The sequence below is a fragment of the Pseudomonas sp. G166 genome, from assembly GCF_037027455.2.
In the GTDB taxonomy this organism is placed as follows: domain Bacteria; phylum Pseudomonadota; class Gammaproteobacteria; order Pseudomonadales; family Pseudomonadaceae; genus Aquipseudomonas.
Window position 1 is genome coordinate 4711774 of the sequence record NZ_CP146985.1, and the last position, 24941, is coordinate 4736714.

Annotated in this window: 26 protein-coding genes and 1 pseudogene; 8 read left to right on the forward strand and 19 right to left on the reverse strand. The window is 58.9% G+C overall.

Annotation, left to right across the window (positions count from 1 at the left end; genetic code table 11):
• Positions 1–60: 60 nt before the first annotated feature.
• Entirely contained in the window at positions 61–1590 is a 1530-nt protein-coding gene (locus SGN16_RS20545; protein WP_335945810.1) for an NCS1 family nucleobase:cation symporter-1, read from the forward strand.
• A 62-nt stretch (positions 1591–1652) separates the two neighbouring features.
• A complete protein-coding gene (locus tag SGN16_RS20550) occupies positions 1653–2381 on the forward strand; it encodes an aspartate/glutamate racemase family protein (RefSeq protein ID WP_134925196.1) in 729 nt (242 codons plus the stop codon).
• Positions 2382–2527: 146 nt separating this feature from the next.
• Here SGN16_RS20550 and SGN16_RS20555 read toward each other — a convergent pair whose 3' ends face one another.
• Positions 2528–3451, reverse strand: a complete 924-nt coding sequence (locus SGN16_RS20555) for a LysR family transcriptional regulator (RefSeq protein ID WP_335945811.1) — start codon at positions 3449–3451, stop codon at positions 2528–2530.
• 126 nt (positions 3452–3577) lie between these two features.
• Between SGN16_RS20555 and SGN16_RS20560 the strand changes: the two genes are divergently transcribed.
• Entirely contained in the window at positions 3578–4324 is a 747-nt protein-coding gene (locus tag SGN16_RS20560) for a 3-oxoacyl-ACP reductase family protein (RefSeq protein ID WP_335945812.1), read from the forward strand.
• Between the two features lie 69 nt (positions 4325–4393).
• On the opposite strand, the gene SGN16_RS20565 is transcribed toward SGN16_RS20560, so the two are convergent.
• From SGN16_RS20565 to SGN16_RS20585, 5 genes are all read right to left on the reverse strand, one after another.
• Positions 4394–5089, reverse strand: coding sequence for an HAD-IA family hydrolase (locus SGN16_RS20565; protein WP_210639748.1), 696 nt, complete (start codon positions 5087–5089; stop codon positions 4394–4396).
• A 298-nt stretch (positions 5090–5387) separates the two neighbouring features.
• On the reverse strand, positions 5388–5591 hold the full coding sequence (locus SGN16_RS20570; protein ID WP_335945813.1) for a hypothetical protein: 204 nt from the start codon (positions 5589–5591) through the stop codon (positions 5388–5390).
• 69 nt (positions 5592–5660) lie between these two features.
• A complete protein-coding gene (locus tag SGN16_RS20575) occupies positions 5661–5834 on the reverse strand; it encodes a hypothetical protein (protein ID WP_210639750.1) in 174 nt (57 codons plus the stop codon).
• 165 nt (positions 5835–5999) lie between these two features.
• The gene (locus SGN16_RS20580) at positions 6000–6413 is read right to left on the reverse strand and encodes a glycine zipper domain-containing protein (RefSeq protein WP_210639751.1); all 414 of its coding nucleotides are present in this window, start codon (positions 6411–6413) and stop codon (positions 6000–6002) included.
• Positions 6414–7073: 660 nt separating this feature from the next.
• Entirely contained in the window at positions 7074–9263 is a 2190-nt protein-coding gene (locus SGN16_RS20585) for a response regulator (protein WP_210639752.1), read from the reverse strand.
• A 348-nt stretch (positions 9264–9611) separates the two neighbouring features.
• Here SGN16_RS20585 and SGN16_RS20590 point away from each other — a divergent pair, with 348 nt between their 5' ends.
• From SGN16_RS20590 to SGN16_RS20600, 3 genes are all read left to right on the forward strand, one after another.
• Entirely contained in the window at positions 9612–10667 is a 1056-nt protein-coding gene (locus SGN16_RS20590; RefSeq protein ID WP_335945857.1) for an alpha/beta fold hydrolase, read from the forward strand.
• Positions 10668–10757: 90 nt separating this feature from the next.
• A complete protein-coding gene (locus tag SGN16_RS20595; protein ID WP_210639753.1) occupies positions 10758–11147 on the forward strand; it encodes a hypothetical protein in 390 nt (129 codons plus the stop codon).
• A 49-nt stretch (positions 11148–11196) separates the two neighbouring features.
• Positions 11197–11883, forward strand: a complete 687-nt coding sequence (locus SGN16_RS20600; protein WP_335945814.1) for a hypothetical protein — start codon at positions 11197–11199, stop codon at positions 11881–11883.
• Between the two features lie 98 nt (positions 11884–11981).
• Here the strand turns inward: SGN16_RS20600 and SGN16_RS20605 are convergent, their stop codons facing one another.
• From SGN16_RS20605 to SGN16_RS20665, 13 genes and pseudogenes are all read right to left on the reverse strand, one after another.
• On the reverse strand, positions 11982–12605 hold the full coding sequence (locus SGN16_RS20605; RefSeq protein WP_210639755.1) for an SMI1/KNR4 family protein: 624 nt from the start codon (positions 12603–12605) through the stop codon (positions 11982–11984).
• 89 nt (positions 12606–12694) lie between these two features.
• A complete protein-coding gene (locus SGN16_RS20610) occupies positions 12695–13510 on the reverse strand; it encodes a suppressor of fused domain protein (protein ID WP_335945815.1) in 816 nt (271 codons plus the stop codon).
• Positions 13507–14604: a sterol desaturase family protein gene (locus tag SGN16_RS20615; protein WP_335945816.1), complete on the reverse strand. Its 1098-nt coding sequence runs from the start codon at positions 14602–14604 to the stop codon at positions 13507–13509. Before SGN16_RS20615 ends, SGN16_RS20610 begins: the two co-directional genes overlap by 4 nt.
• A gap of 412 nt (positions 14605–15016) precedes the next feature.
• Positions 15017–15526: a GNAT family protein gene (locus SGN16_RS20620; RefSeq protein ID WP_335945817.1), complete on the reverse strand. Its 510-nt coding sequence runs from the start codon at positions 15524–15526 to the stop codon at positions 15017–15019.
• 475 nt (positions 15527–16001) lie between these two features.
• Positions 16002–16823: a diaminopimelate epimerase gene (dapF, locus tag SGN16_RS20625; protein ID WP_335945818.1), complete on the reverse strand. Its 822-nt coding sequence runs from the start codon at positions 16821–16823 to the stop codon at positions 16002–16004.
• Positions 16814–17179, reverse strand: a complete 366-nt coding sequence (locus SGN16_RS20630) for a VOC family protein (RefSeq protein WP_210639759.1) — start codon at positions 17177–17179, stop codon at positions 16814–16816. The genes dapF and SGN16_RS20630 overlap by 10 nt, the downstream gene beginning before the upstream one ends.
• Before the next feature lie 83 nt (positions 17180–17262).
• A pseudogene (locus SGN16_RS20635) lies at positions 17263–17550 on the reverse strand (GNAT family N-acetyltransferase); the annotation flags it as partial.
• A 55-nt stretch (positions 17551–17605) separates the two neighbouring features.
• Entirely contained in the window at positions 17606–18190 is a 585-nt protein-coding gene (locus SGN16_RS20640) for a hypothetical protein (protein ID WP_335945819.1), read from the reverse strand.
• Between the two features lie 270 nt (positions 18191–18460).
• The gene (locus SGN16_RS20645) at positions 18461–19231 is read right to left on the reverse strand and encodes a class I SAM-dependent methyltransferase (protein WP_335945820.1); all 771 of its coding nucleotides are present in this window, start codon (positions 19229–19231) and stop codon (positions 18461–18463) included.
• 213 nt (positions 19232–19444) lie between these two features.
• Entirely contained in the window at positions 19445–20401 is a 957-nt protein-coding gene (locus SGN16_RS20650; protein WP_335945821.1) for a 2-hydroxyacid dehydrogenase, read from the reverse strand.
• 31 nt (positions 20402–20432) lie between these two features.
• On the reverse strand, positions 20433–21191 hold the full coding sequence (locus SGN16_RS20655; RefSeq protein ID WP_210639762.1) for an SDR family oxidoreductase: 759 nt from the start codon (positions 21189–21191) through the stop codon (positions 20433–20435).
• Between the two features lie 42 nt (positions 21192–21233).
• The gene (locus SGN16_RS20660) at positions 21234–21926 is read right to left on the reverse strand and encodes a fumarylacetoacetate hydrolase family protein (protein ID WP_210639763.1); all 693 of its coding nucleotides are present in this window, start codon (positions 21924–21926) and stop codon (positions 21234–21236) included.
• Positions 21927–22027: 101 nt separating this feature from the next.
• Positions 22028–23377 (reverse strand): MFS transporter, encoded by a 1350-nt coding sequence (locus tag SGN16_RS20665; RefSeq protein ID WP_210639764.1) that lies wholly within the window; start codon positions 23375–23377, stop codon positions 22028–22030.
• Between SGN16_RS20665 and SGN16_RS20670 the strand changes: the two genes are divergently transcribed.
• A complete protein-coding gene (locus SGN16_RS20670; RefSeq protein WP_210639765.1) occupies positions 23376–23762 on the forward strand; it encodes a hypothetical protein in 387 nt (128 codons plus the stop codon). The genes SGN16_RS20665 and SGN16_RS20670 overlap by 2 nt on opposite strands.
• Before the next feature lie 190 nt (positions 23763–23952).
• Entirely contained in the window at positions 23953–24888 is a 936-nt protein-coding gene (locus SGN16_RS20675) for an AraC family transcriptional regulator (RefSeq protein WP_210639766.1), read from the forward strand.
• The last annotated feature ends 53 nt before the right edge of the window (positions 24889–24941 follow it).

The window sequence follows — 24941 nt, forward strand, 5'->3', positions numbered from 1 at the left end:
TTGTCGAGCCTCGCGCTCATGCACAGTCATCGTGGCACCGAGAATCAGGAGCCTGCCGGAATGCGTACAAGTCTCTCCAATAACATCGCGCTGGATCTGCCCTCCTCCACCACTGCCCTTGATGACAGAACCCCAGCTTCCCTGGCCTTGAGCCCGCGGCTGCACAACAAGGACCTGGCGCCAACCAAGGTCGAGGGGCGGCGCTGGGGTCGCTACAGCATCTTTGCCCTGTGGACCAACGACGTGCACAACATCGCCAACTATTCCTTCGCCATCGGCCTCTATGCCCTGGGCCTGGGCGGCTGGCAGATCTTGCTGTCCCTGGGGATCGGAGCGGCGCTGGTGTATGGCTTCATGAACCTGTCCGGCTACATGGGGCAGAAAACCGGAGTGCCGTTCCCGGTGATCAGCCGGATCAGCTTCGGTATCCACGGAGCGCAAATTCCTGCCTTGATCAGGGCCGTCATCGCCATTGCCTGGTTCGGTATTCAGACGTACCTGGCGTCCGTGGTCTTGCGGGTACTGCTCACCGCGATCCATCCGGGTTTCGCCGACTACGACCACGACTCGATCCTGGGCCTGTCGAGCCTGGGCTGGGTGTGTTTCGTGGCGATCTGGTTCGTGCAATTGGTGATCCTGGCCTACGGCATGGAAACGGTTCGTCGTTACGAAGGGTTTGCCGGGCCGGTGATCCTGATGACCGTCGCGACCCTGGCCGGTTGGATGTACACCCAGGCCGACGCCACCATTGCCTGGTCGATCCGCGAGCCCCTGAGCGGCGGCGAAATGTGGCGCAACATCTTTGCCGGCGGCGCGCTGTGGCTGTCGATCTACGGCACGTTGATTCTCAATTTCTGCGACTTCGCCCGCTCCTCGCCGTGCCGTCGGACCATCATCGTTGGCAATTTCTGGGGCCTGCCGGTGAATATCCTGGTGTTTGCCGGGATCACCGTCCTGCTGTGCGGCGCACAGTTCCAGATCAACGGGCAAATCATCGAAAGCCCGACCCAGGTCATTGCCTCGATACCCAACACCTTCTTCCTCGTGTTGGGCTGTCTGGCATTCCTGATCGTCACCGTGGCCGTGAACATCATGGCCAACTTCGTCGCCCCCGCCTTCGTGCTGAGCAACCTGGCGCCCAAGTACCTGACCTTCCGCCGCGCCGGGTTGATCAGCGCCGCCATTGCCGTGCTGATCCTGCCGTGGAACCTCTACAACAGCCCGCTGGTGATCGTGTATTTCCTGTCCGGCCTCGGCGCCCTGCTCGGGCCACTGTACGGGGTGATCATGGTCGACTACTGGCTGGTGCGAAAAGGCCGCATCAACGTGCCGCAACTGTACAGCGAGGACCCGAACGGTGCGTATTTCTACAGCAATGGGGTCAACCTCCGCGCGGTGGTGGCGTTTATCCCGGCAGCCCTGATCGCGATTATCCTGGCGCTGGTGCCCGGTTTCGACAGCATTTCACCCTTCTCCTGGCTGATTGGCGCTTCGATTGCAGGGTTGCTGTACCTGATCATCGCCAAGCGCCAAGCGTATTACGAAGACGTCAGCGGCGAAGCCATCGCGGTGGATAACGTCAGTCATTGATTGGCCCCCAGCGGCCCGCCAGGTTCGGGTCGCTTATTTTTCTACATCAAGGAGGACAGCTCATGCGAATTCTCGTGGTCAACGTCAACACCACCGAATCCATCACCCAGGCCATCGCCCGACAAGCCCAGGCCGTGGCCGCGCCCGGCACCGAGATCGTCGGGCTCACGCCGCATTTCGGTGCCGACTCCATCGAAGGCAACTTTGAAAGCTACCTGGCGGCCATTGCGGTGATGGACCGGGTGATGTCCTACGACCAACCCTTCGACGCAGTGATCCAGGCCGGCTACGGCGAACACGGTCGTGAGGGCTTGCAGGAACTGCTCAACGTACCGGTGGTGGACATCACCGACGCCGGTGCCAGCACCGCCATGTTTCTTGGGCACGCCTATTCAGTGGTCACCACCCTGGACCGCACCGTGCCGCTGATCGAAGACCGCCTCAAGCTCTCCGGCCTGTTCGACCGTTGCGCCTCGGTGCGTGCCAGCGGTCTGGCGGTGCTGGAACTCGAACAGGACCCGCAACGGGCGGTTGAAGCCATCGTGCAGCAAGCCGAATTGGCGGTCAGCCAGGACAAGGCCGAGGTGATCTGCCTGGGCTGTGGCGGCATGGCCGGGCTCGATGAGCAGATCCGCCAGCGCACCGGCGTGCCAGTGGTCGATGGCGTGACTGCGGCGGTAACCATTGCCGAATCCTTGGTGCGACTGGGGTTGTCGACCTCCAAAGTGCGCACCTATGCGACGCCTCGGCCCAAGACCATCATTGGCTGGCCGGGGCGGTTTGGGCGGTGAGTGTTCAATCTTAGAGCGAGGCGTACCCATCGCGAGCAAGCCTCGCTCCCACAGGTTTTTTGGCGCTCACAAAATATGTGGTGCGACAAAACCAGTGTGGGGGCGCGCTTGCTCGCGATTGAGGGCAACTCGGTCTAGAGCTCAGCTCAAACCGCACTGAACCGCTGCGCCAACCCCTGCTCGGCAAACTGCTCGATGATGAAATCCACAAACGCCCGGGTCTTGCCCGGCAGCAGTTTATGCTCGGCGTAGTAGATGGAAATGTTGCCATCGTCGACGTACCAGTCCGGCAGCACCCGCTGCAGCACACCGGATTGCAGAAAGGGAACGGCTATCGGCATGCTCACCAGCCCGATGCCCAGCCCCTGGGTGGCGGCCGCGCAGTCGGCTTCCGAATCGCTCATGGTCATGCGCGTCTTGAGCGTCAGCGGACTGTGTTCCCGACTGCGACTGGTCAGTTGCCAGGAACGAACGCGTCCGGTTTGTGGCGAACGAATCAGGATGCCTTGATGCTGTGACAGATCTTCCGGCTCAACCACCGCAGCGTGGCTTTGCACATAGTCCGGTGATGCAACCAGCACCCGATGGGCCACCGTCAATTTGCGCGCCACCACGCCCTGGGGCAGATCGAAACCGCCACCGATAGCCGCATCGAAGCCTTGGCCGATCAGGTCCACCTGGCGGTTATCGAAATGCCAGTCCGGATTGATCGCCGGGTAACGCTGCAAAAACTTTCCCAGCAGCGGCACGACATACAGTCGACCGAACGCCGTGCCCATGCTCACTTTCAAGGTGCCCGCAGGCTGCCCACCGGCGCTGGCCAGGTTGGCAACGGCGTTCTGAATGGTATTGAAACTGGCACCCACTTCTCTCAGGAACAACTGGCCGGCTTCGGTCAGCGTCAGGCGACGGGTGCTACGCTGGAACAGCCGCACGCCCAACCGCGCTTCGAGCTTGGCCACGCTTTTACCCACCGCAGCGGGCGTCACGCTCAAGCGTCGCGCCGCTTCGGCAAAGCTGCCGACTTCGGCACTGCGAACAAAGCATTCGATACTGCTGAAGGTTTCCATATGGGCCATTCCAAACTTTTGGTTTACACAGACTGTATCAACGAGCGTCTACACAGGCGATAACCAACGCTTGATACTCGCTCCATTCCCGCGGCATCACGCCTCGGTATCTTCTGGAGAATAGTTATGAGCACGCAAACACTGAGCGGTAAAGTCGCCTTGATCCAGGGCGGTTCTCGCGGCATCGGCGCTGCCATTGTCAAACGCCTGGCGGCTGAAGGCGCCGCAGTGGCCTTCACCTACGTCAGTTCTGCTGCAAAGTCTGAAGAGCTGCAAAACAGCATCACCGCAACCGGCGGCAAGGCCCTGGCGATCAAGGCTGACAGCGCCGACGCCGAGGCCATCCGCAACGCCGTCGATGCCACGGTCGAGGCCTTTGGCCGGCTGGATATCCTGGTCAACAACGCAGGCGTGCTGGCCATGGCACCGCTGGACGAATTCAAACTCGAAGATTTCGACCAGACCCTGGCCATCAATGTGCGCAGCGTGTTCATCGCCACCCAGGCGGCCGCACGTCACATGGGCGAAGGCGGTCGGGTCATCAACATCGGCAGCACCAACGCCGACCGCATGCCCTTCGCGGGTGGCGCGCCATACGCCATGAGCAAATCCGCGCTGGTAGGCCTGACCAAAGGCCTGGCCCGCGACCTCGGCCCGCGCGGCATTACCGTCAACAACGTACAGCCCGGCCCGGTAGACACCGACATGAACCCGGCCGACAGCGAGTTCGCCTCCAGCCTGATGTCGCTGATGGCTATCGGGCGTTACGGCAACGTCAATGAAATTGCCAGTTTCGTCGCCTATCTGGCTGGGCCGCAAGCCGGCTATATCACCGGTGCCAGCCTGACCATCGATGGTGGTTTCGGCGCCTGATCCGGGTATGCAAAAACGCCGGTCATGGCTTCAACCATGACCGGCGTTCTGTTGTGTTGCGTTGTGTCGTCAGGCCCATTCCAGTTCCGGCAAACCACACAGGCTTGGCTGGAACAACCTCAAGGAACGAATGATCGCGTCGGCATGGGCATACTTTTCGTCAGCCATGGCCGAATCGGGAATGGCAATCGCGGTCATGCCGGCGGCTTTGGCTGCCGTCACGCCGAACGGTGAATCCTCGAACACCAGGCAGTCGCGCGGCGCGATGCCCAGGCGACGAGCGGCAGTGAGGAAGATATCCGGCGCAGGTTTCGCCGCGCCGACTTCTGGGTCATCCGCTGTCACGATGAAATCGAACAACGCGAACCAATCCCGGTGCAGAGTGGTTTTAAGCGCGAATGATTGGCTCGACGAACTGGTACCCACCGCAATCGGGATGTTGTGGGCCTTCAAATGCCGCACCAATTCCTCAGCGCCGGGCATCCCCAAGGCATGGGGAAAACGCTCGCGCATCAGGGGCTCGCGGATGACCAGGAACTCCTCCGGAGTGATCGGCAACTCCAGAGCCTGGACGACATAATTGGCCAGGTCCTCAGCGCCTCGCCCGATGATGTTTTGCTTGACGCTCCAATCGAAGGTGCGCCCATAGCGCTCGGCGATGATGGAAGTGACCTCGGTATAAATGCCCTCGGTATCCAGCAACAGCCCATCCATGTCGAAAATCACAGCTTTGATCGGGCCAAACTCTTTTTGCGGTGCATTCATCGCATCTGATCCGTTATCAACACAACATTCCAGGGATGGCTCAGGTGCGGCCAGGGCAGTGTGTTCGCCTTAAAGGATTCAGCAGCATAACGAGAGGGGCTTGGGGCAAGCAACGAGAAATCTACGTGTCGCAAAAACCCGAGTGCGCCCGCTCTCATTTGTGGCCAGCGTACTACCGCCCTCCTCACAAAGAGCGGCTTGAAGTGATGGCGGCGTTGTTATTGGTCTGAATCGCTGGAATAACTCGAGCTGCCCCCCCTGTTGCTGGTGCCAAGAAATCGAGCGGCGCGACGGACGCTCAGCTCGGCTCGCCAGAAGCATCGTCACCAGCGATGTCCGGATCCTCCGGAGTCGCCTCGACATCCTCATCCTCGCTCGGTACCTGCTCCACACCGGCCTCATCGTCAGGTGGACGCTGGTCGCGGCCCAGCGGGTTGGTTGGTGATGGCAGCGGGTATTCCGGGGTTTCATCGTTGTCGGGGACGAATGAATCGGCAGTCATACAACCTCCTGGCAGGGGGGATCACCTGCCGTACAGCTTAAAGAACGCGGGCGGTCAGCTTGAGCGGCTTCAATCGTAGGAGTCGTCCTCAAGCTCAGCGTCCTCATCCTCGATCAAGGGAACCTGGGCGTCATCCATCAGCGAACCGGGGTCTTCATTGCCCGGGTCGTTGACGCCCGGATCATTGACGAAGGGAACGCCCGTCGGACCTTTTTCTTCCTTACCTTCAGTTTCCGGCGTCATGGCACACCTCGCGATTGCTGATGGATGTATGAATTTGAGGTGGAGGGAAGCTAAACGTTCCGGGTGATGTTCAGGAACAACAATTATCGTAGCGAGTTGCCCGTCCTGGACCGCTGAATAACAAAAAACCCGGCACAAGGCCGGGTCTTTTCATCAAGCATCCGCTTAACGGTGCTTTCTCTTATGCTTGTGCTTCTTGCCGCCACCCGAATGACCGTCATTGTCATTGGACAGGTTGCTGCCCAATGCGCCGCCAGCCGCGCCGCCAATGCCCGCGCCGATGGTGGAACCGGTGGAGCCGCCCAGGCGGTTACCGACAATCGAACCACCGGCCGAACCCAGGCCGCCACCAATGGCTGCTTCCGTACGGCTGCCCTTGCGCGCACCTACCGCACTGCCGGCTGCACCACCGACACCGGCACCAATCGCGGCGCCTGTGCTGCCGCCCATCTGTTGGCCGACCACGTTACCCAACACACCGCCCAAACCACCGCCAACTGCGGCAGTGCCGTCGCCAGCAGCCATCGCGCCCTGGGCAACCAGAAGCCCAAGCACCAAGGTGGACAAAGTCAAACGCATGATAAAACCTCAAGAATGCCGCATCGGGGAGAGATGGCCGGTGCGCGCGAGCGTCAGTTTACGCTAGATAGCGATCAGCCATACCGGTTGGACAACAAACGGAGAGGGAGTTTTATGACAGGCAAAAAAAAAGCCCGCTGGGGAAACGGGCCAGGTACTGCTTTCTAACGGATGAGCTGAGACTACGTGCCCGCTTGTGAAAGAAACGTGAAAGAAACTGGCGGTTGGAAAAAGATGAAAAATATTTACGAGACTTTCTTTTTCCTGGCGAAATTCGCCTGAAAAAAAGCCCCGTTCGGTGACGGGGCTGCGCTTACGGTTATTTCCTGATCGGGACTTTGGGCAAAAACTTGGCCTTTTCCCCTCGCTGCACTTTGGGCACCTTCGTCCTGATGGACTTGATCGGCTCATCACCAAAGTCTGCATGATAGGCCGATTGGCCACACTGCAACCCTTCATTGATCGGATACGCGGCTCCGTTCTCCTCGCTGTACGGTGCTCCCATCGCCTTTCCCCTTTCATCGAGGCCCATACCGGCAACAACCCATTGCCTGAAAAATATCGACCTCATGAAATCAGACTAGTCGGTCATCAACAGACCGGTTATCCCGCAATACCGTTGGCCGACGAATGGAACTCACTGTTTCAAAAAGGAAACACTCACTCCGTACCCAGCATTGTGCGGTTTAAAACCCGAGAAACCTGATCAGCCGAATAAGGCTTGGACAAAAATTCAAAGCCCTCATGACCACTGTGGACCAACTCTTGACTATAGCCAGAGGTCAAGACCACAGGCAGATCCGGGCGACGCTGGCGTAAAGCCCTGGCCAGGGCAACGCCGCTGATGCCGGGCATGACGACATCGGAGAAAACCGCGTCGAATGCCATCGCATCCGGGCCAACCATTTCCAGCGCCTCCTCGGCGTTGGTCACCCAGGCCGTTTCGTAGCCCAGGTCCTGGAGGATCTGGTTGGCAAAACGTCCAACCTCCAGGTTGTCTTCCACGATCAACACCCGGCGCCTACCCTTTTCCAGCACCAGGTGCGTGGTTTCCTCCTTGAGGGGCTCAGGTTTTTTCTCCGGCTCCACTTCCGGAAGGTACAAGGTAAACACCGTCCCCTCGCCCACTACGGTCGAAACATCGACGTTACCGCCGGACTGCTTGGCAAACCCGAACACCTGGGACAAGCCCAACCCCGTGCCCTTGCCCACCTCCTTGGTGGTAAAGAAAGGCTCAAAGATGTGCTCGAGTACTTCTGCGGTAATACCGGTGCCGGTGTCTGCCAGGGCAACGGCGGCAAAAGATTGCCCGGCCCCGGCATGACCGCGGATCGGCGGCATGCCATCACCACAACGGAGCCGAAGCCACAACGTGCCTTGACCGTTCATGGCGTCGCGGGCATTGAGGGCCATGTTGATCAAGGCCGTTTCAAACTGGCTCAGGTCGGCGCGGATGTAACAAGGCCGGTCGCACAACTCGACCTTGACCTGAATTCGCGCCCCCGTAACGGTTTCCAGCATGTCCCCCAGGCTCTGCACCTGCTTGCCCACATCGATGACTTGCGGTTTCAACGGCTGGCGCCGGGCGAATGCCAGCAACTGGCTGGTCAACTTGGCGGCGCGCTCCACGGTCTCGGCAACCGCTGTCATGTAGCGGTTGCGACGCTCGGTGGACAGGTTGGGCATGCGCAGGAAATCAACGGAAGAGCGGATGATCGTCAGCAGGTTATTGAAATCATGGGCCACACCGCCGGTGAGCTGGCCGATGGCCTCGAGTTTTTGCGACTGGCGCAACGCCGCTTCGGTCTGCTTGAGGCGAGTGGTGCGTTCCTCGACCCGCTCCTCCAGCGTCGCATTCAGCTCAGCCAGGGCCGCCAGGCCTTCGCGCACGGCGGCATCCGCACGGGTGCGTTCGATGTGGGCCCAGGAGCGCTCCGTGACTTCCAGCAGCAGCGCCAGGTCGTTGGATGACCAGACTCGGGGAGTTTTATCATGGATGGCCATCAATGCAGTCAATCGCCCGTTCTTGATCAGCGGCACGCAAATGGTCGCTGCGATACCGATCGCCTGGAACGTGGCCGCTTCATCCGGGGCCAGCTCCGCCTGGTTATCGTTGACCACCAGTGGCTTGCCAGCCCGCAGGTTGGCGACCGCCAGCCGACCGAAATCAGCCAACCGATAATGCCCGACGATATGCGGCGAGCCCGCCCTGGCCCAATCGCCGCGGATGGTGAAGCCGTCCTCGTCCTCATCCATGTCTGCATAGGCACAATTGGACAGGTTCAAGTGCGCCGCCAGGATCCGCGTGGTGGTCGCCATGATGTCCAGCGGGTCGGTAGCGTTGGCCACGGCATTGCCAATTGCATCCAGGACAGCCAGGCGTTGGGTCATGAACACCGTCGAGGTGGTCTCGGTGACCGTATCCAGCATGCCCACGACCTTGCCGAACTGATCACGGATGGGGCTGTAGCAGAAGGTGAAATAGGCCTGCTCGGGGCCACCACCGCGCTCGATGACCAGGGGAAAGTTTTCTATAAAGGTCGCTTGCCCATCGAAGGCCGCGCGCGCAATCGGCTCGATATCGCTCCAGACCTCCTGCCACACCTCATCGAACCGCCGGCCCAACGCTTCGGGCTTGTTGCCGAGGATCGGCAGGAACGCATCGTTGTATAACGTGATCATGTCCGGCCCCCACACGATGGCCTGGGGGAAATGCGAGGCAAGGCTCAGCGCTACGGTGGTCTTCAGCACATCGGGCCACTGTTTCGGCGGCCCGAGCGGGCTGGCGTCCCAATCATGGCGGCGCACCCGCTCGGCCATCTCTCCATAGCTTTGCAGCCAGTCTGTCATTGCGATCGATCCTTCTCTGCCGCCAATACAATCAGGGGGAAGCGCTTGTGACCTCAAGCCGGGTCGTATTATCCCGCGTGGAATGGGAATACGCGATTGGATTGTGGGATATGGAGAGCTGTAATTGGGGGGTGAATGGCGAAATGGGGTGATGGGACTACAGCAATGTCCTACATATCGTTGGGAGTCGCTCTGCCTATCAATCTGTTGTGTGTGTTTTTTGATGGCATCTTATAGTCTAGCCGTCGCCCAGGCGCCGGTTGGTTTTGGCGACTCGATTGACAAGAACCAATGGCCACCTTGCGGTGAGTTCTGGTGCTGCGCACTCTGATCAAGGAAGAAACGACATTGAAGACAGCTTTCGGCGCCCTATCGCTGGCCTGCCTGACAACCATCGCATTTGCTGACGAAAACCCCATCGGCTTCCAATCTTCCACACTGCCGGATCCACACAATGGCCGCGCACTGGAGATGGTCGTCTGGTACCCGAGTACGACCACCGCAACCCCACAACTGATCGCCGATAATGCAGCGTTCGTCGGTGCGTCTGCCGTACGTGACGCGCCGCCAACTGCCGGCGAACATCCTTTGGTGGTGCTCTCCCACGGATACAGGGGTAACTGGAGCAACCAGATTTGGTTGGCCAGTTCCCTGGCCCAGAAGGGGTATATCGTCGCCGCCATCAACCACCCCGGCAGCACCACCCATGACCGCAGCCCCCAAGCAGCGGCGCAGTTATGGCTGCGGCCCGTTGATCTGCGCCGAGCCATTGATAGCGTCACGACTCAACCCGAAAAATTTGGCCGCGTCACCAATGGCCAAATTGCCGCAGTAGGCCATTCACTCGGCGGCTGGACTGCCCTGGAGATCGCCGGCGCTCGTTTCGATCCGGAGCGCTTCGCCCAAGACTGCAAAGCCCACCCGCAGCTGTCCGGTTGCACCGTTTACGAAAAGATGAACCCCGCTGGCACCTCAGAGGCAATGGCCGCGCTGGCCGCCGATTGGCGCGATAAACGCGTTACTGCGGTGGTGACATTGGACCTGGGCCTTTCACGTGGCATGACCGATGAAAGCTTGGCCGCGCTGCCTGTCCCCGCTCTGGTGATCGCTGCCGGCGTGCCATCGCGCGAACTTCCCGCCGAGTTGGAGTCTGCCAACCTGGCCAAGCGCCTTTCACCGGCGACAAGCCGTTACGTCGAGATCAGCGACGCAAGCCATTTCAGCTTCATGTCGATGTGCAAACCTGGTGCGCAGGGGATGCTCGAAAAGGAGGTGCCGGGAGATGGGATCATTTGTCAGGATGGGGATGGCGGGCGCGCACGAGGGGTGATTCAGCAGCAGGTTGCATCATTGATAGCAGAGTTTTTGGCGCAGTCCGCTGGGCACAAAGAAGGCCGTTTGTGAACGGCCCCATCCTCGTTGAGGATATGCCTCTTTCCCAATAGTTTGCGACTTAACTATCCTACGTCTCCACCCCAAAACGGATTCGCCAAGATGTATCTGCGTTCAAGCTTGTTGTGCTTGTGCTTTTTCAGCGGCCTGAGCCAGGCAGCGGTTAACTGCTCCGCCCTGGCGGAAAAGATCTCGGGAACGGTGCCTGAGTTTCATCCGTCAGTGCAAGGCAAGGTCATTGGCACCGGACGCCTGCACTTTCACGAAGCGCCAGATGAAGCCTGTGCCAATAAGAAGATTTTCGTAATACCCGGCGACTCCCTCACCATTTACTCCAGCCTTGAAGACGAATCATGGCTGGAAGTGAATTTCATCGCCAAGAGTGGCGACGACTATACCGGTTGGGTAAAGGCTGATCGGGTCGAGATTGGCGTACCTTACGGTGCGCCAGCGGACGATGTTGACGACGCGCCGACGGGGGATGCCCAATAATTCAAAATGGGTGTCCCCTTTTTCCATTTTTTGAAGCGCAGGAGGAGCCATGACGGGTCCGTTAGAAGCGAGCGGGCTATTGCCGGCCAACACACGTGGCGACCTCGACGAGGCTGATGGCACGGGTTTCGCCGCCTGGGCTCGCGTCTGGGCGGAGCTTGGCGTCAGATGTGCGTCGCGAGAGACGTACGAAGAACTCATTCGACACTACTGCGAGCCGCACCGCGCTTACCACAACCTCCAGCATCTGAAGGAATGCCTCCAGGTACGCCAATTCGTCAATGCTGCCTGCCAGGCCCCCGCCGAAGTCGACCTCGCACTCTGGTTCCATGATGCGATCTACGACCCCCTTCGCAGCGACAACGAGTTGCGCAGTGCGCAATGGTTGGACGACGTGGCACGCGATAGCGGCCTGGGCGATGAAATCCGACGCAGGCTTTACGACCTGATCATGGTGACGCGACACGACGGTGCTCCAGCGTCGACAGACGAAGCGGTGCTGGTGGACACGGATCTGGCGATCCTTGGGGCACCGTTCGAGCGGTTCGAGGAATACGACCAACAAATTCGCCGCGAGTACCGATTTGTGCCTCTGCCTATTTACCGCCAAAAGCGGCGCCAGGTCCTTGAAGGCTTCCTGGCGCGCGGGCGCATCTATACGACCGCACCGTACTTCGACACATTCGAGCAGCGGGCACGCGCAAATCTTGCTCGCGCCATCGACCGCCTCGACTGAAGACCGGATTCAAGTGGAAGGAATATTCACCTTCGCCGGTGCCTGATCACGATTACCGGCGTCATTCGAAAAATCGGGATTTATCCACCGATCAGGCTTCAAATCAGCCTATCCACTACTCTCGCGTTCCACAGCTCCCGATATCGCTCCCGCCAACTCGGACTGCCCTTATCCAACCACTCCAACGTCGCCTCAATACTCTCAGGGCTGATCATGAAGTGATTGATATGCTCCTCGATCCGCTCCTCCGATAGAAACAGCGAGTCCAAGTAGCCATTGAAAGAATCCGCCAACACCACGTACTCATCGCCCTGCTGACGGCGCCCAGTCCAGGCGGGTAAGCCCGCCACCATCGCCGCCACCTCCTGGCGCCCTTCCCGCAGGTCCAGCAGCAAGATACTCGCGCCGCCGTCGCGACCGATCGGCAGCAATCCCGTTGCAGGGAACCCGGGCTGAGCCCGTAGTTGCTCCAGTTCAAAGGGGTTGGATTCATACTCTTTGTCCGGGTCCAGCCCGTACAGCGAAAAGCTGAGCAATTCCTCATCGCCATTGGCGAGCGTGGCCAGCACATCGTATTCCACGTAGGCGCCGTTGCAGGTCTTGAGGAACTGGCGATAGTCGTCCGGCAAGCGGGCGCCCAGGCTGGCTTCCAGTTGCGCGATGGCCTGGTCGGTGGCGCCTTCACGGGTGTCTTCGAGGATGAGTCCGCGGTAGTCAGTCATTGATATCTCGAAAGGTATTGGGTGGGACGGGGTGCCAAACCTGGCGACCGTTCACTTGGGGCATTTTGTGGGGGCGACCCCATTCGGTATCACACCACGCTCGCCCGATGCAGGCTGCTCATATGTCCCACCCCCGCCGCCTTCAAACGGCTCACCAGATCCTCCCGCGCCGCTCGCCCACCGCAACGGACGTATTCCAGCTCCGCCGCCGTGATCAATACCACCGGTACCAATCTAACCGGGGACAACGGCATGTCATCCAATTGAGTAGGAAAATCTGGCTCCGGGGCGCCGAGCAGTACGCCGGTGGAGTCGTCATCGGTCACGAAGAGTTTGGGCAGTTGATCGCTCATGTGATGCGACTGGCTGAGCCCGGGAAGTTCGAGGGATAGCGCGCCGTGTTGTTCCAGTTGGTGGGTGATCCCTCCTGCCTCGGCCACTGTCCTGGCAACATGCTCTACCAACTCGAAGGCCCAACTGCGCTTGAATGGATCGACCTCACCCACGGGGCCATGAGCGTGCTCGGGGATATCTGCGGTTTCGACGAACAACTCCATCTCGAAACCATTGCCCATTCCCTCTGTATCATCGAACGGATCTGACAGGCCTTCAGTGGCGAGAATGACTGTGGTGCCACGGCGAACCACTCGGTAGGCCTGACGGGTCGAAGGCCAATACGGGCCACCGGAAAAGCTCGGACTGATCAGGTATGAAAGGACATCCCGCTCGACCGTGCCGACGGAACGCCAATGACGATCCAGGCACGCTTCGCCGGCTTCTCGGAGGGCCAGATTGGCTGCTTCTGCCTCGGTCAGGTTGCCAAGCTCGTGGGATGGCGGCGCGGGCTGGTCATCTTGGGTTTCAGGACCGTTCAATGAACCGAGAAGCTTCTTGAAGAAATTCATGGGCGTTCCTTGCTGGATTTTCGCTCAGCCTCACCCAGGTCAGCACTCGCTGATCCGATGGCAGGCGTTGGGCGCATTGTGGCGCGTTGGCGTTGATATGAAAACGCGGGCAGGCACTTGCAGGCAGTTTCGACGAACGGCGTGACAATCAGGCTATACACCGTCAGGTAGCGCTGGTGGTCCTGTTCTCCGGTGCCGAAACGCAAGCGCTCAGGCTGCGTACTGGTGACATAGAGCGTGCCGAACATCCAGTCCCACAGCGACAGGTTGACGCCGAAATTGCGGTTGAAATGCCGGGGTGCATCGCTGTGGTGGATCTGGTGCTGGGCCGGACTGTTCAGCACATGTTCCAGCACCGGGCCAAAGGACAGCCAGACATGGGTGTGACGCAAATTGGCCGCAAGGCTATTAAAGATGAACACCAGGTACGTCACGCCGAACAAGGTATAGCGGCTGACCTCACCGCCGCAGGCATACCAGAAGCCACCCGCGAAGAGCCCCAGGCACGCGGTGACGCCGAGCTTCTCGACGATCTTCTCCACAAAGTGCACCCGGCTCGCCGTGGCCGGTACCAGCACCGGTGCCGAGTGATGAACCTTGTGAAACGCCCACAGCCAGCGTGAATGAAAAGCCCGGTGCGCCCAGTAGTGGACGAAATCCTTTACCAGAAACACCCCCAGCCCGTAGAGCAACGCGAGCGAAAGGTTCTCCCCCAGGCGCGGGCGAGCCCCCCAGAGATTGCTGAAAAAAGCTGCGTAATCTGCAGAGCGCAGGATGTACGGATCCACCAGATGGACGATGGGCAGCACGAGAGCAATCTTGAGAATGGCCCGCACGAAGTAATAGCGATAATCCAGCAGTGCTGAACGATGCAGATGCACCCGGCTGCCGCCCATGAATTGCCAGAATGAACCGGCGTTGGTCAGGCCGCGACGTTTTCTGTGGCGGAACAAGCCATAAGCAACGCCGTAGGAGGCGCAGAGAAACAGGATCCCGAGGCGGCCGTTCAAGTTGAAAATGCTGAAGAACTGATCGGTGATCGGGGCGATGACCCACTGAATCAGGTGCTGATAGACAAGGGAAAAAGCATCCACGAAATGCCAGCCTCGGTTGAAGGACAGGCATTGTAAATCAATCGCGTTCAGCCTTGCTGTGACGTCTACGACACTGATGCAGCTTTCTGTCGTTCCCAAGCCCGCTTTATGGCCTCGATGCTCGGCACAAACCTGGACATATGCCGTATCCCCACGACGGGTACCTTACGACTGCCAAACGTTTCATGACCAAGCGCTTGCGACTGGGCGGGGCGGCGAGTAGTTCGAAGGCACAGTCGAAGGGTCGGGATGAGAAATCACCGATGGACAGGTCTTGGAGAACACCAAGAATAAAATCGCGAGTTTTCAGCGGCATGTTTCCATCCAATGGTCATAGCAGCAAAGGCATCGGTGTCTCGCCTGCCCTGACACTCCGTCGGGGGTCAACTCAATCTCTGGTAACTCATGAACGTCAGGTTTTCAATAGCGTACATATACTCAGAGAATCCCGCGCGCGACTCATATGAATGAGCGCTGTTCTTCGACTGTCCGCAGAAAGTCGCTCCTCGATAGCAAAGGGTAAGAAACCCAGTTTTGGATAAAGCAGCAAACCCGCCGTATTTTCATTGAAGCAAGAGATCTGCACCTGCGTGGCGTTATAACGATCAAACGCCAGGGCCGTCATCGTCTCCACGAGGAAAGTCGCAACACCTTGACCTCGTGCCTCTTGGGCAACGATGACATTGCCGATACAGCAAACTCCCCCCGTTTCGGCCCGGTAGAAGTTGGCAAAGCCCACAATGCCGTCATCTGTCTCCACGATCGTCGAGTCGAATCGTTGAGTGATGGCGTTGAAGAGTTGAGTCTCAGTCAGAGGGTATTGAGCTTTCGGGAACATATAAAACAGTTCCTGAGCATTGAGCGGAAAACGGCAGATAGTTTTGACGTCATCAGCCTTCACTGGCCTGTGTCGCAATATCATCATGGGTCCTTGAGTTCTATGCGTCCGGCATTCTAGCGCACCTGGATTTGCTCAGACATCTGACCCGATCACGGCTTCTGGCCGAATGGTTGTTCATTCGCTCATGCCCCCTGGCTCTTGCGGCAACGCTTTGCCCATCTCGGCAAGCGCGTACCCCCAACCATTGTGGCGACGGGGTCAATGCCCCGTTAAAGAGAGGCCTACGCCAATGGCCCGGCTTTTGCTCTGCTTCTCGGCTACCCACCAAGGAGTACCAACATGATAGGAAGCACCTTACGTTCACTGCCGTACGTGGATAACCTCAGAAAGGCCTTGGAGAGTGGCACAGCGACTGCCGGCAGAATTCAGGTCACAAACGCAACGCCGGAAATCCAGGCCCGGCTCGACGAAAAATTTCGCGATACACAACGGGCTCTTGAACAACTGGCAGCCAGCTCTAAAGCTGCGTAGGCCGATTGGGATCGGCCTCTGTTTGTCACGCTGTTGCTGTTAATAAGCTATCTGCGGTCATCCCCGAAAAACTCACCTCCACCGGCCCAATGAGAAAGACCGGCCCCACACCATCCCACTGAACCGTCACACTTCCACCGTCACATTCAACCTCAACTGAACTGTCCAACAAGCCACGCCGAATACCGTTGACAGCAGCACCACATGAGCAAGAACCAGAACCCAGCGCAACACCCGCTCCACGCTCCCATATGCGTAACCGGATATGGGAGCGATCAATGATCTGAACGAAATGAACGTTGGTCTTGAGTGGAAATAGAGCGTTGGTTTCGATTGCCGGTCCGATCGTCGCGATATCAATGGCGGCCAAGTCATCTACAAAATAGGTGCAGTGCGGATTTCCCATGCTGCAGGCCGCAGGGCCGCCTGCAAGTGGCAAAGCAGCGGTGTCCAGCTCCCGGGCCAAGGGAATGTCCGACCAACCCAAAAGCGGCAGTCCCATGTCGACAGCAATTTCGCCGTTTGCCATTCGCTCGCAGGTGAGCAGACCACGCTTGGTACGTAGCGTTATCGAAGTAGTACTTGATTCGCGCATGAGCATATCTGCGGCACCTCGTGTTGCACTGCCGCAAACATCCAGCGCGGAACCATCTGCATTCCAGAACATCACGCGGGCGTGCGCATCGTCGCAATCGAGCAGCACCGCGAGTTGATTGAAGCCAACACCGCGGTTCCGATCCCCCATTCGCCGAACCAGGGCACTTGTGATGGGGTTGGCTGAATCCCGCGAGTCGACGATCACGAAATCATCGCCATTGGCATGCATCTTGTGAAAGTTCAGCGGCATGCAAACGCTCTACTGGAAATAGAAATGGAATTCCCGTCAGGGTCTTTGGCGTTGGCGAAGGAATAACCGTCGGCCTTGTGCGTAGCGCCAAACTTCAGGCCTTGGGCCTCGCACTGTTCCTTGAAGCCCTCGACGTCCTGGGTATCAAAGACAAGCTTGACGGTGACTTGTCCTGTTTTAACGCTCTTCCCTGCCGGGTGAACCATCAGAATCGCGCCACCGTTTGCAGGCCTCAATTCGGTGACACGATCATCGGCCTGTTTTTCACAGGCAAAGCCGAAATGACGCGCGTAAAAATCACAGGTCGCTTGAACGTCCCGGACGTACAGCATGATTCGATTGAGTAACGGTTGCATGTTTTCTTCCTTGATTGTTGCTGACGATAAAGTCTTGGTGTGACATCAAGACCACTCACATCGGTGGCTCACGCCTCATTCACTCAATGAGACCTGGGCACAGGTCTTCTCTCAAGCCATTCCTCACGCGTCATTTCCCAAACCTCCTTAAGCGACGACCCACTCACAAAATCCCCCCGCTGCGTCGCAATCATGCGCATGCCTTCATGCTCCGAAACTTTACGTGAAGCATGATTGCCCACCGCCTTGGGCACTTGCATGACGGGGCGCTCCAACACTTCAAACCAATAGGCGTTGATCACCTCGCAGGCCTCGCGCATATAACCCTTCCCCTGCCATTGGGGCGCCAGCCAGAAACCTCGATTGTTCCCTGTTTTCCATCATGAAGCTCCTTTTCAAACGTTATGGCGTCCTTGGCAAACAACGCTAAAAGTTATCCGTCACCTTGCACAGTTTGCTTTCCTTCAAGGGTGAAGGGGAAAACGTGCCGGTCCCCACGGGCGCTTGTTGGAGCGTCACAGCACACTTATAAAGCCCTGCGGCGTCCAACTGGTAATCCACGCCTGCCTTGGGGACAAAGCTGAACATGTTGTAGCAGCGAGCACCGATGTAATGAAAGGCAATGGGCCGGCCGGCTGGCACTGACAGCTCAGTCATAACCGTAGAAGATGGGGGCTCGCCGGTAACCGGCATGCCCAGGCTTTCTCCGTTGCGATTAGCGTAGCCATCCCGGAACGCCACCATGACGCCTGCACCCGGCAGGCGGAAGTCGACGCAATCGGACTTGGGCACGCCCCTGACCATGCCGTCGCTGATTACCCGCAAGCGTGCGGTCTCGCCACCGTCAGGCGTTGAATAGGGCGTGGAAAAAGAGCGGACATCCGTCAACGCGCCACATCCGCTGAGCAGGGCCAGGATGCTGACGCCCAAGGCACGTAGCAGCACGCGGAACGACATGTTGCCCAGGCAAACGTTAATCCGGAAGTTGAGGGGGCGCGGCGGTTGGCTCACGATGATGCTCCATGCGGGTCAGATATCCAGAAGCAACGACGATGAAGAAGGTCGTGCTGTCAGCGCGGGATTTTATAGAGGGTTCGAGGGCTCGCTGCAATGCCTGTCCTGACCTGGAGCAGTTGCCAGTCAATGGGTGGGAGAACCGGCTTGATGATCAACGCCCACACAAATATCGCCGCCGGGTTGACCCTTGCCGTGGTCTTGTTCGCGACACTACTTGACCTGTGGTTTCGTCGTCGGATGCCCGCGCCCCGATCAGCTCAGCAATCAATCCAAACGGCGACATGCGTAGGCTTGGGTTTGATAGGGGAACTCAATAATTTCACGCCCTCGCAAGGATGGGTGAGTGTCGATAAGCTGCTGCAACTGCTCGGTCACCTTCGCCCTTTCGGCAGGAGGCAGGGCGGCGATGAAGCTCACCGACAGGAACCGATCGATGATGACTTCCTTGGCAGTACCTGAGTGTGTGTATTGGAAGCAGGTCAGCTCGGGAGCCGAGAAATAGTTTCCGGTGAAGGGTGACCGCCACGCCCCGGTGTGAAAACGCGGAGCATCGCCTTCGTACGGAGTAATGATGTCAGTGATAGCTGCCACCCAGTCGACCGTCTCATCACGTACGTTCCAGATCAGCCCCAGTCGACCGTTCGGTCTGAGCACTCGGTGAATCTCGGCCAGAGCCTTTTCATTGGCAAACCAATGGAAGGCCTGGGCACATACCAGCGCTTGCGCTGCTCCAGATCCGAACGGAATACATTCAGCCGTCCCCTCCACGATCCCGACGTCCGGTAAACTTTTGGCAAACTCGGTTCGCATGGCCTCAACAGGTTCGACTGCAACAACGTCGATCCCCATGGACTTCAACAATCGAGTGAATTTGCCAGTGCCGGCCCCTAAATCGATAACCGCCGATCCCGGAATAACGCCTAACTCTTTGGTCAGCCAGGTACTGAGTTCGACTGGATAGCTAGGGCGCCCTGCTGCGTAGGTGTTGGCTTGCGATGAGAAGCCGATCTGGGCGACCTCTTGGATTTTTGCCATGAGCCATGACCTCACAATTGTCCTACCCCTTGTCGGGGTCTTTGACTGTCTTTCTACGGCCTTCGAAGCCGCCACTGGCCTTTTTCATTATTTTGTTTTTTTACTGCACGGGTAAGCACAAACCATCACAACACCATAGACCTTACCTCTGCTTCTGGCTCAACACAGCAAATTCATCGACTGGCCGTCGCGCAACCTTCCTGAAGTGCCCCCTCACCCCGTCACACACCCCTGCGGCACTTTCCCAGCAAAACTATCCGCCAGACTCGCCACCACCATCTCCCCCATCCGCGTGCGGGTCTGCAACGTCGCACTCGCGCGGTGCGGTTGCAGCACCACCCGCTCATTGCCAAACAGCGCCTCGGGCACGTTCGGTTCATCGACAAACACATCCAGCGCCGCGCCGGCGATGTCACCGGTGCTGAGTGCCGCTACCAGGTCGGCCTCGTTGACCAGTTTGCCCCGGGCCACGTTGATCAAGTAGCCCCCCTTGCCCAGGGCTTGCAGCACCTGGGCGTCGATGATGGCTTCGGCCTTGTCGGCGGCGGCCGCGAGGATCAGGGCGTCGCTGTCGCGGGCCAGTTGTTTGAGGTCGGCGACGAAGGTGTGGCTCACATCACTCATCGGTTGCAGGTCGGTGTAACTGATCGGACAACCGAACGCGGCGGCGCGGGTGGCCACGGCGCGGCCGACCCGGCCCATGCCGACGATACCGATGCGCATGCCGGACACTTGGCGGGCCAATGGCAGCGGTGCCAATGGCGTCGGGCTGTGGGGCCATTGGCCTGAACGTACGTAGCGATCACTCGTGCAGAGGCCGCGGCACACGGCGATCAATAAGCCGATGGCCAGGTCGGCAACGTCCTCGGTCAGCGCGCCGATGGTGGCGGTCACGCGGATTCCGCGATCCCTGGCGTAGGCCAGGTCAACGGCATCGGTACCGACGCCGTTGACCGCCACCACTTCCAGTTTGGGCAGTTGCGCCATGAGCGCCTGGCTGATGCCGGTATGCCCGCCAGTGATCACGCCACGAATATTGGCACCGTGCTTTTGTAGATAGGCTTGTTTGTCGGTCTGTTCGAAATAGCGTCGTATCGTGAACAGCTCGCTGAGCCGGGCGTTGATTTCAGGGATCAGGATCGGGCTGAGCTGTAGGACTTCTGGCTTCATAAAAACCTCGTATAGCGAATAAAAAACCGGCTCAACCGCGACCGGCAAACGGCATGGCCGTGGCCATGACCGTCATGTTCAAAACGTTGGCCGACAACGGCAGGCCGGCGATGTAGCGCACCGCATCGGCCACGTGCTTGACGTCCACCATCGGTTCCACCGCGATAGTGCCGTTGGCCTGGCGCACGCCTTTGGTCATGCGCACGGACATTTCGGTGAGGGCATTGCCAATGTCGATCTGGCTGCAGGCGATGTTGTACTCGCGCCCGTCCAGGGCCAGGGATTTGGTCAGCCCCAGCACCGCGTGTTTACTGGCGGTGTAGGCGCTGCTGAACGGCCGCGGAGTGTGGGCCGAGATCGAACCGTTGTTGATGATCCGTCCGCCCTGGGGCTGTTGCCGGCGCATCAGACCGAAGGCGCCACGGGCGCAAAGGAAAACGCCGTTGAGGTTGGTGTCGATCACGTTTCGCCACTGTTCGAACGTCAGTTCGTCCAACGGCACAGCGGGGGCATTGACCCCGGCGTTGTTGAACACCACGTCCAGGCGTCCGTAGACCTCGGCGATGGTTGCAAACAATGCATCGACACTGACTGGGTCGCGCACATCGGTGGAGACCGCCAGGGCTTCGCGGCCCTGGCTGGCCGCCAACTCGGCCAACGCCTGCAAGGGCTCTGGCCGGCGGCCGGCCAATACCAACGTGTAGCCGTCTTCCATCAGGCCCAGGGCCACCGCACGGCCAATCCCGCTGCCAGCACCGGTCACCAAAGCCACTTTCAATGTGTTCGACATGCTGTTCCTTCCTCTCTCGAATCAGTAAGACGAGCGTCGGGCTCAAGGTCGCTGACCGACGCGCATTTGCAGTTGGCCGATGCCATCGATGCCGGCGCTGATGACATCGCCGGGCTGTAGCGCATCGACGCCGGCCGGGCTGCCGGTCATGATCAGGTCGCCTGCCCGCAACGCCACCGACTGGGAGATGCGGGCGATGACTTCACTGACCGACCAGATCTGACTGTCGAGGCTGTCGCGCTGGCGCTCTTCGCCGTTCACGTTCAGCCACAACTCACCCTCGGGATGCCCCGCCCGCGAGACCGGCACGATGGCGGTCATTGGCGCGGCGCCGTCGAATACCTTGGCGCCCTCCCACGGCAAACCGTTGCGCTTGGCCATGCGCTGGACATCGCGCCGGGTCAGGTCCAGACCCGCAGCGTAGCCCCAGACATAAGCCAGCGCCTGGCTCTCGGGGATATGGGCGCCGCCCTCACCGATGGCCACGACCAATTCGATTTCGTGAACGAACTCCTCGGTCAGCGATGGAAACGCCACTTCACCGACCGCCTCTACCACGCTGCTGGCCGGTTTCATGAAGAACACCGGCGGCTGGCGGGACTGGCCCTGGGTGTCTGGCCAGGGATAATTGCGGCCAACGCAAAAGACTCGCCCAACGGGAAACCGCTGCTGGGTGCCGACCACCGGCAGGGTCACTGGCAGGTCCGGAGTAAAGACGTACTCAAGCATATTCATCCTGGTAAAAGTCCTGATAGAAGCGTCAGCGTACGGCGGCAATCCTTGGTGAAGTTGGAGGAATGCCGCCTCGTGTTGGAGAAAAACAGCTTTTTTCGGGCTCAGCGCACCTTGAGTTCAATGCGGTACAAACGGCCGAGCAGCAACGAATAGGACAAGGTGCCAATCAGCGCTACGCCACCGATGAACCAGAAGGCCAAGGCGAATGAGCCGGTCTTGTGGACAATCGCGCCAATCACGATGGGGGTGACGATGCCACCGATATTGGCGGCCAGGCTGGTGATCCCACCGGTCAGGCCGATCAGTTCCTTGGGGGCAACTTCCGACACCGCCGCCCACGAAGACGAAGCAATACCTTGGGCGAAGAAGGCGATCGTCAGCACGGCGATGCAGATCACGTTCGAATCGGTGAAATTCACCAAAACAATGGACATACCCAACATCGACCCGACCACCAACGGCAACTTGCGGGCGAAGGACAGCGAATAGCCGCGGCGGATCAGCAAGTCGGAAACGATCCCGGCGAGCAGAATGCCCACCGTCGCCCCCACGAACGGCAGCACGGCGAAGATCCCGGCTTTGATCATGGTCAGTTGACGCTCTTCGATCAGGTAGGTGGGGAACCAGGTGAGAAAGAAGTACAGCGCCGACGTGCTGGCGAACTTACCGATGCAAATCGCCCAGACCTGCCGATAGCTGAACAACTCGGCGATCTGCCGCCAGTTGAACCGGGTGCGTTCCTGACTGCTCTTGACCAGCCCTCCCCCGGCCTCGATGTACTTCAACTCTTCCTTGCTGACTTTCTTGCAGTTCATCGGGTCGCGATACAGGAACAGCCAGGCCACACCGAAAACGATGCCGAGTGCGCCGGTGCTGTAGAACACATGACGCCAGTCGTAGGTGGTCGCCAGCCAGAGCAGCGCACCGGTAAACAGCGCCGTCCCCAAATACTGACCGCACACGTAGATGCTGCTGGCCAAGCCCCGCTCCCGCGCCGGAAACCACACCGTGACCGCACGGCTGTTGGCTGGAAATGCCGGTGCTTCCATCGCACCGACGGCCAGGCGCAGACCGAACAGCGAAGCGAACCCCGTGGCCAAACCTTGGCACACGGTAACGGTCGACCAACTGATCAGCGATACCCCGTAGGTGAACCGGGAACCGAAGCGATCGGCAATGAATCCGGCAGGCACCAATGCGATCGCATAAGTCCAGGCGAACGCGGAAAAAATCAGGCCCATTTCGATCTTGTCCAGGCCCAGGTCCTTGGCCAGGAACGGCGCGGCAATCGAAATATTCACCCGGTCGATGTAGTTGATGATCGTCGCAATCAGCAGCAACGAGAGCATGAACCAACGCCGACGCGATGGCAGTCGCCCGGGCACTACGGCGTCCCGGGCGCTGGCAATCACCGGCGCTGCGGTGGTCTGGGAGGTGTGGGAATTCGACATGGAAAACCTCGTTATTGTTAGAAGCGTCGAAATGTTTACGAGCAGCCGAAGCCATTGCCCTCGATACCGGGGCAGAAGCAATCGCTATTGGAATGGGAGGCGCGGACAGCGGGTGTCAGGTGTTCGAAAACACTCTGCAACAGGATCTGTCGAGGGAGACGGCGGGAGGGTCAGCGAAGAATCGAAACAGCTTCATGATGTGCGCACCTTTTTGGATTTGTTTTTGGATACGGGTCGGGTTGCGTGGCTCCAACAGTGGTCGTACAACCATCCAAAATCAACCGAGGTGTTAGATCATTTTTCCCGGAAGAAACTGCGACGCAGACACCTGTCCAAAAAAATCAAATCTGCAGTTTTTTCCTTTTTCCGTGAAAAACAAAAATAACAATTTGATTTTTAATGAAAAAATACCATTCCTTACCTGTGTTTTTTTGGACAAGCCTCCTTTCTACGCAGGAGGCAGAAAATTCACCTGCCGCGCCTCGTCATCGTATAAGTTCTTGAAAATCGGCCAGATGCGCCGTCACAATCCTCATCATAGTCATCGCCATGTACCTGTAGAGGATTCCCAGGAGATGCCATCACCGAGCCGAGTCCCCACCTACGTCATGCAGCAACGCAGCGAATTGACGGACTTTTACATCCGCGACAAAAAGGGCCGACGCGCCGAAACCAGCCCGCATCGCCACGAGTACTTCCAGATCCAGATCAACCTCGGCGGCGACACCGTGCAGCACATCGGTAACGTTGAACGGCCATTTCCGCGCAACACCCTGGCCTTCATCCTGCCTCACCGCGTGCATGTGATTCCGCACCCGGCCGACAGCAACTTCATGGTGATCAATTTTTCCCAGACCTTCCTGCTGCCGCATTTGCAGTGTGACCCTATGGATCTGGAAGAGGTCTCGATTCTCCTGGCGCCCGAGCTGTCGCCGTTCCGCTTCCAGGAGCACCTGGACTTCATTCTGGGCGATGCGGATTTCGCCAAAGTCTGCGCCCTGATCGAACAGATGCGGGTCCTGGACGAGAACCGTCAGTTCGGTACCCGCGAGATGCTCAAGGGCTTGTTGCTGCAATTGATCGGCAGCGTCTGCGCCTTGTATGCCGAGCCGCTCAAGCGCCTGGCCGAAGAAAACGCCGCTGAAGTCAGCCGACGCGACGCGCTGAGCAGAATGTCCGAATACCTGCGCAAGAACATCGCCGACCCCGACCTCAACCTGATCAAGGTGGCTGCCGCGACGTACTTGTCCCCCACGTACCTGACTCACTGGCTGCGCAAGGAAATCGGCAAGACCTTCACCGAACTGGTGCTCGAACGCAGGATGCACGCGGCACGTAATTATTTACTCAACGGCACGCGTCCGGTGGGCGAAGTGGCGAGGTTGTGCGGGTTTGCCGACGAGGCTTATTTCTCGCGGCGCTTTCGCCAGATACATGGGCAACCGCCGGGGCAGTTCAGGCGCCAGCAACTTAATCCGGACAGTCCGCAGTTGCCATTGAACAACAGCTAGCTATATTCCACGCCATGAGCCGGCATCATCAGGTTATCTATGCTGGCTTCCCG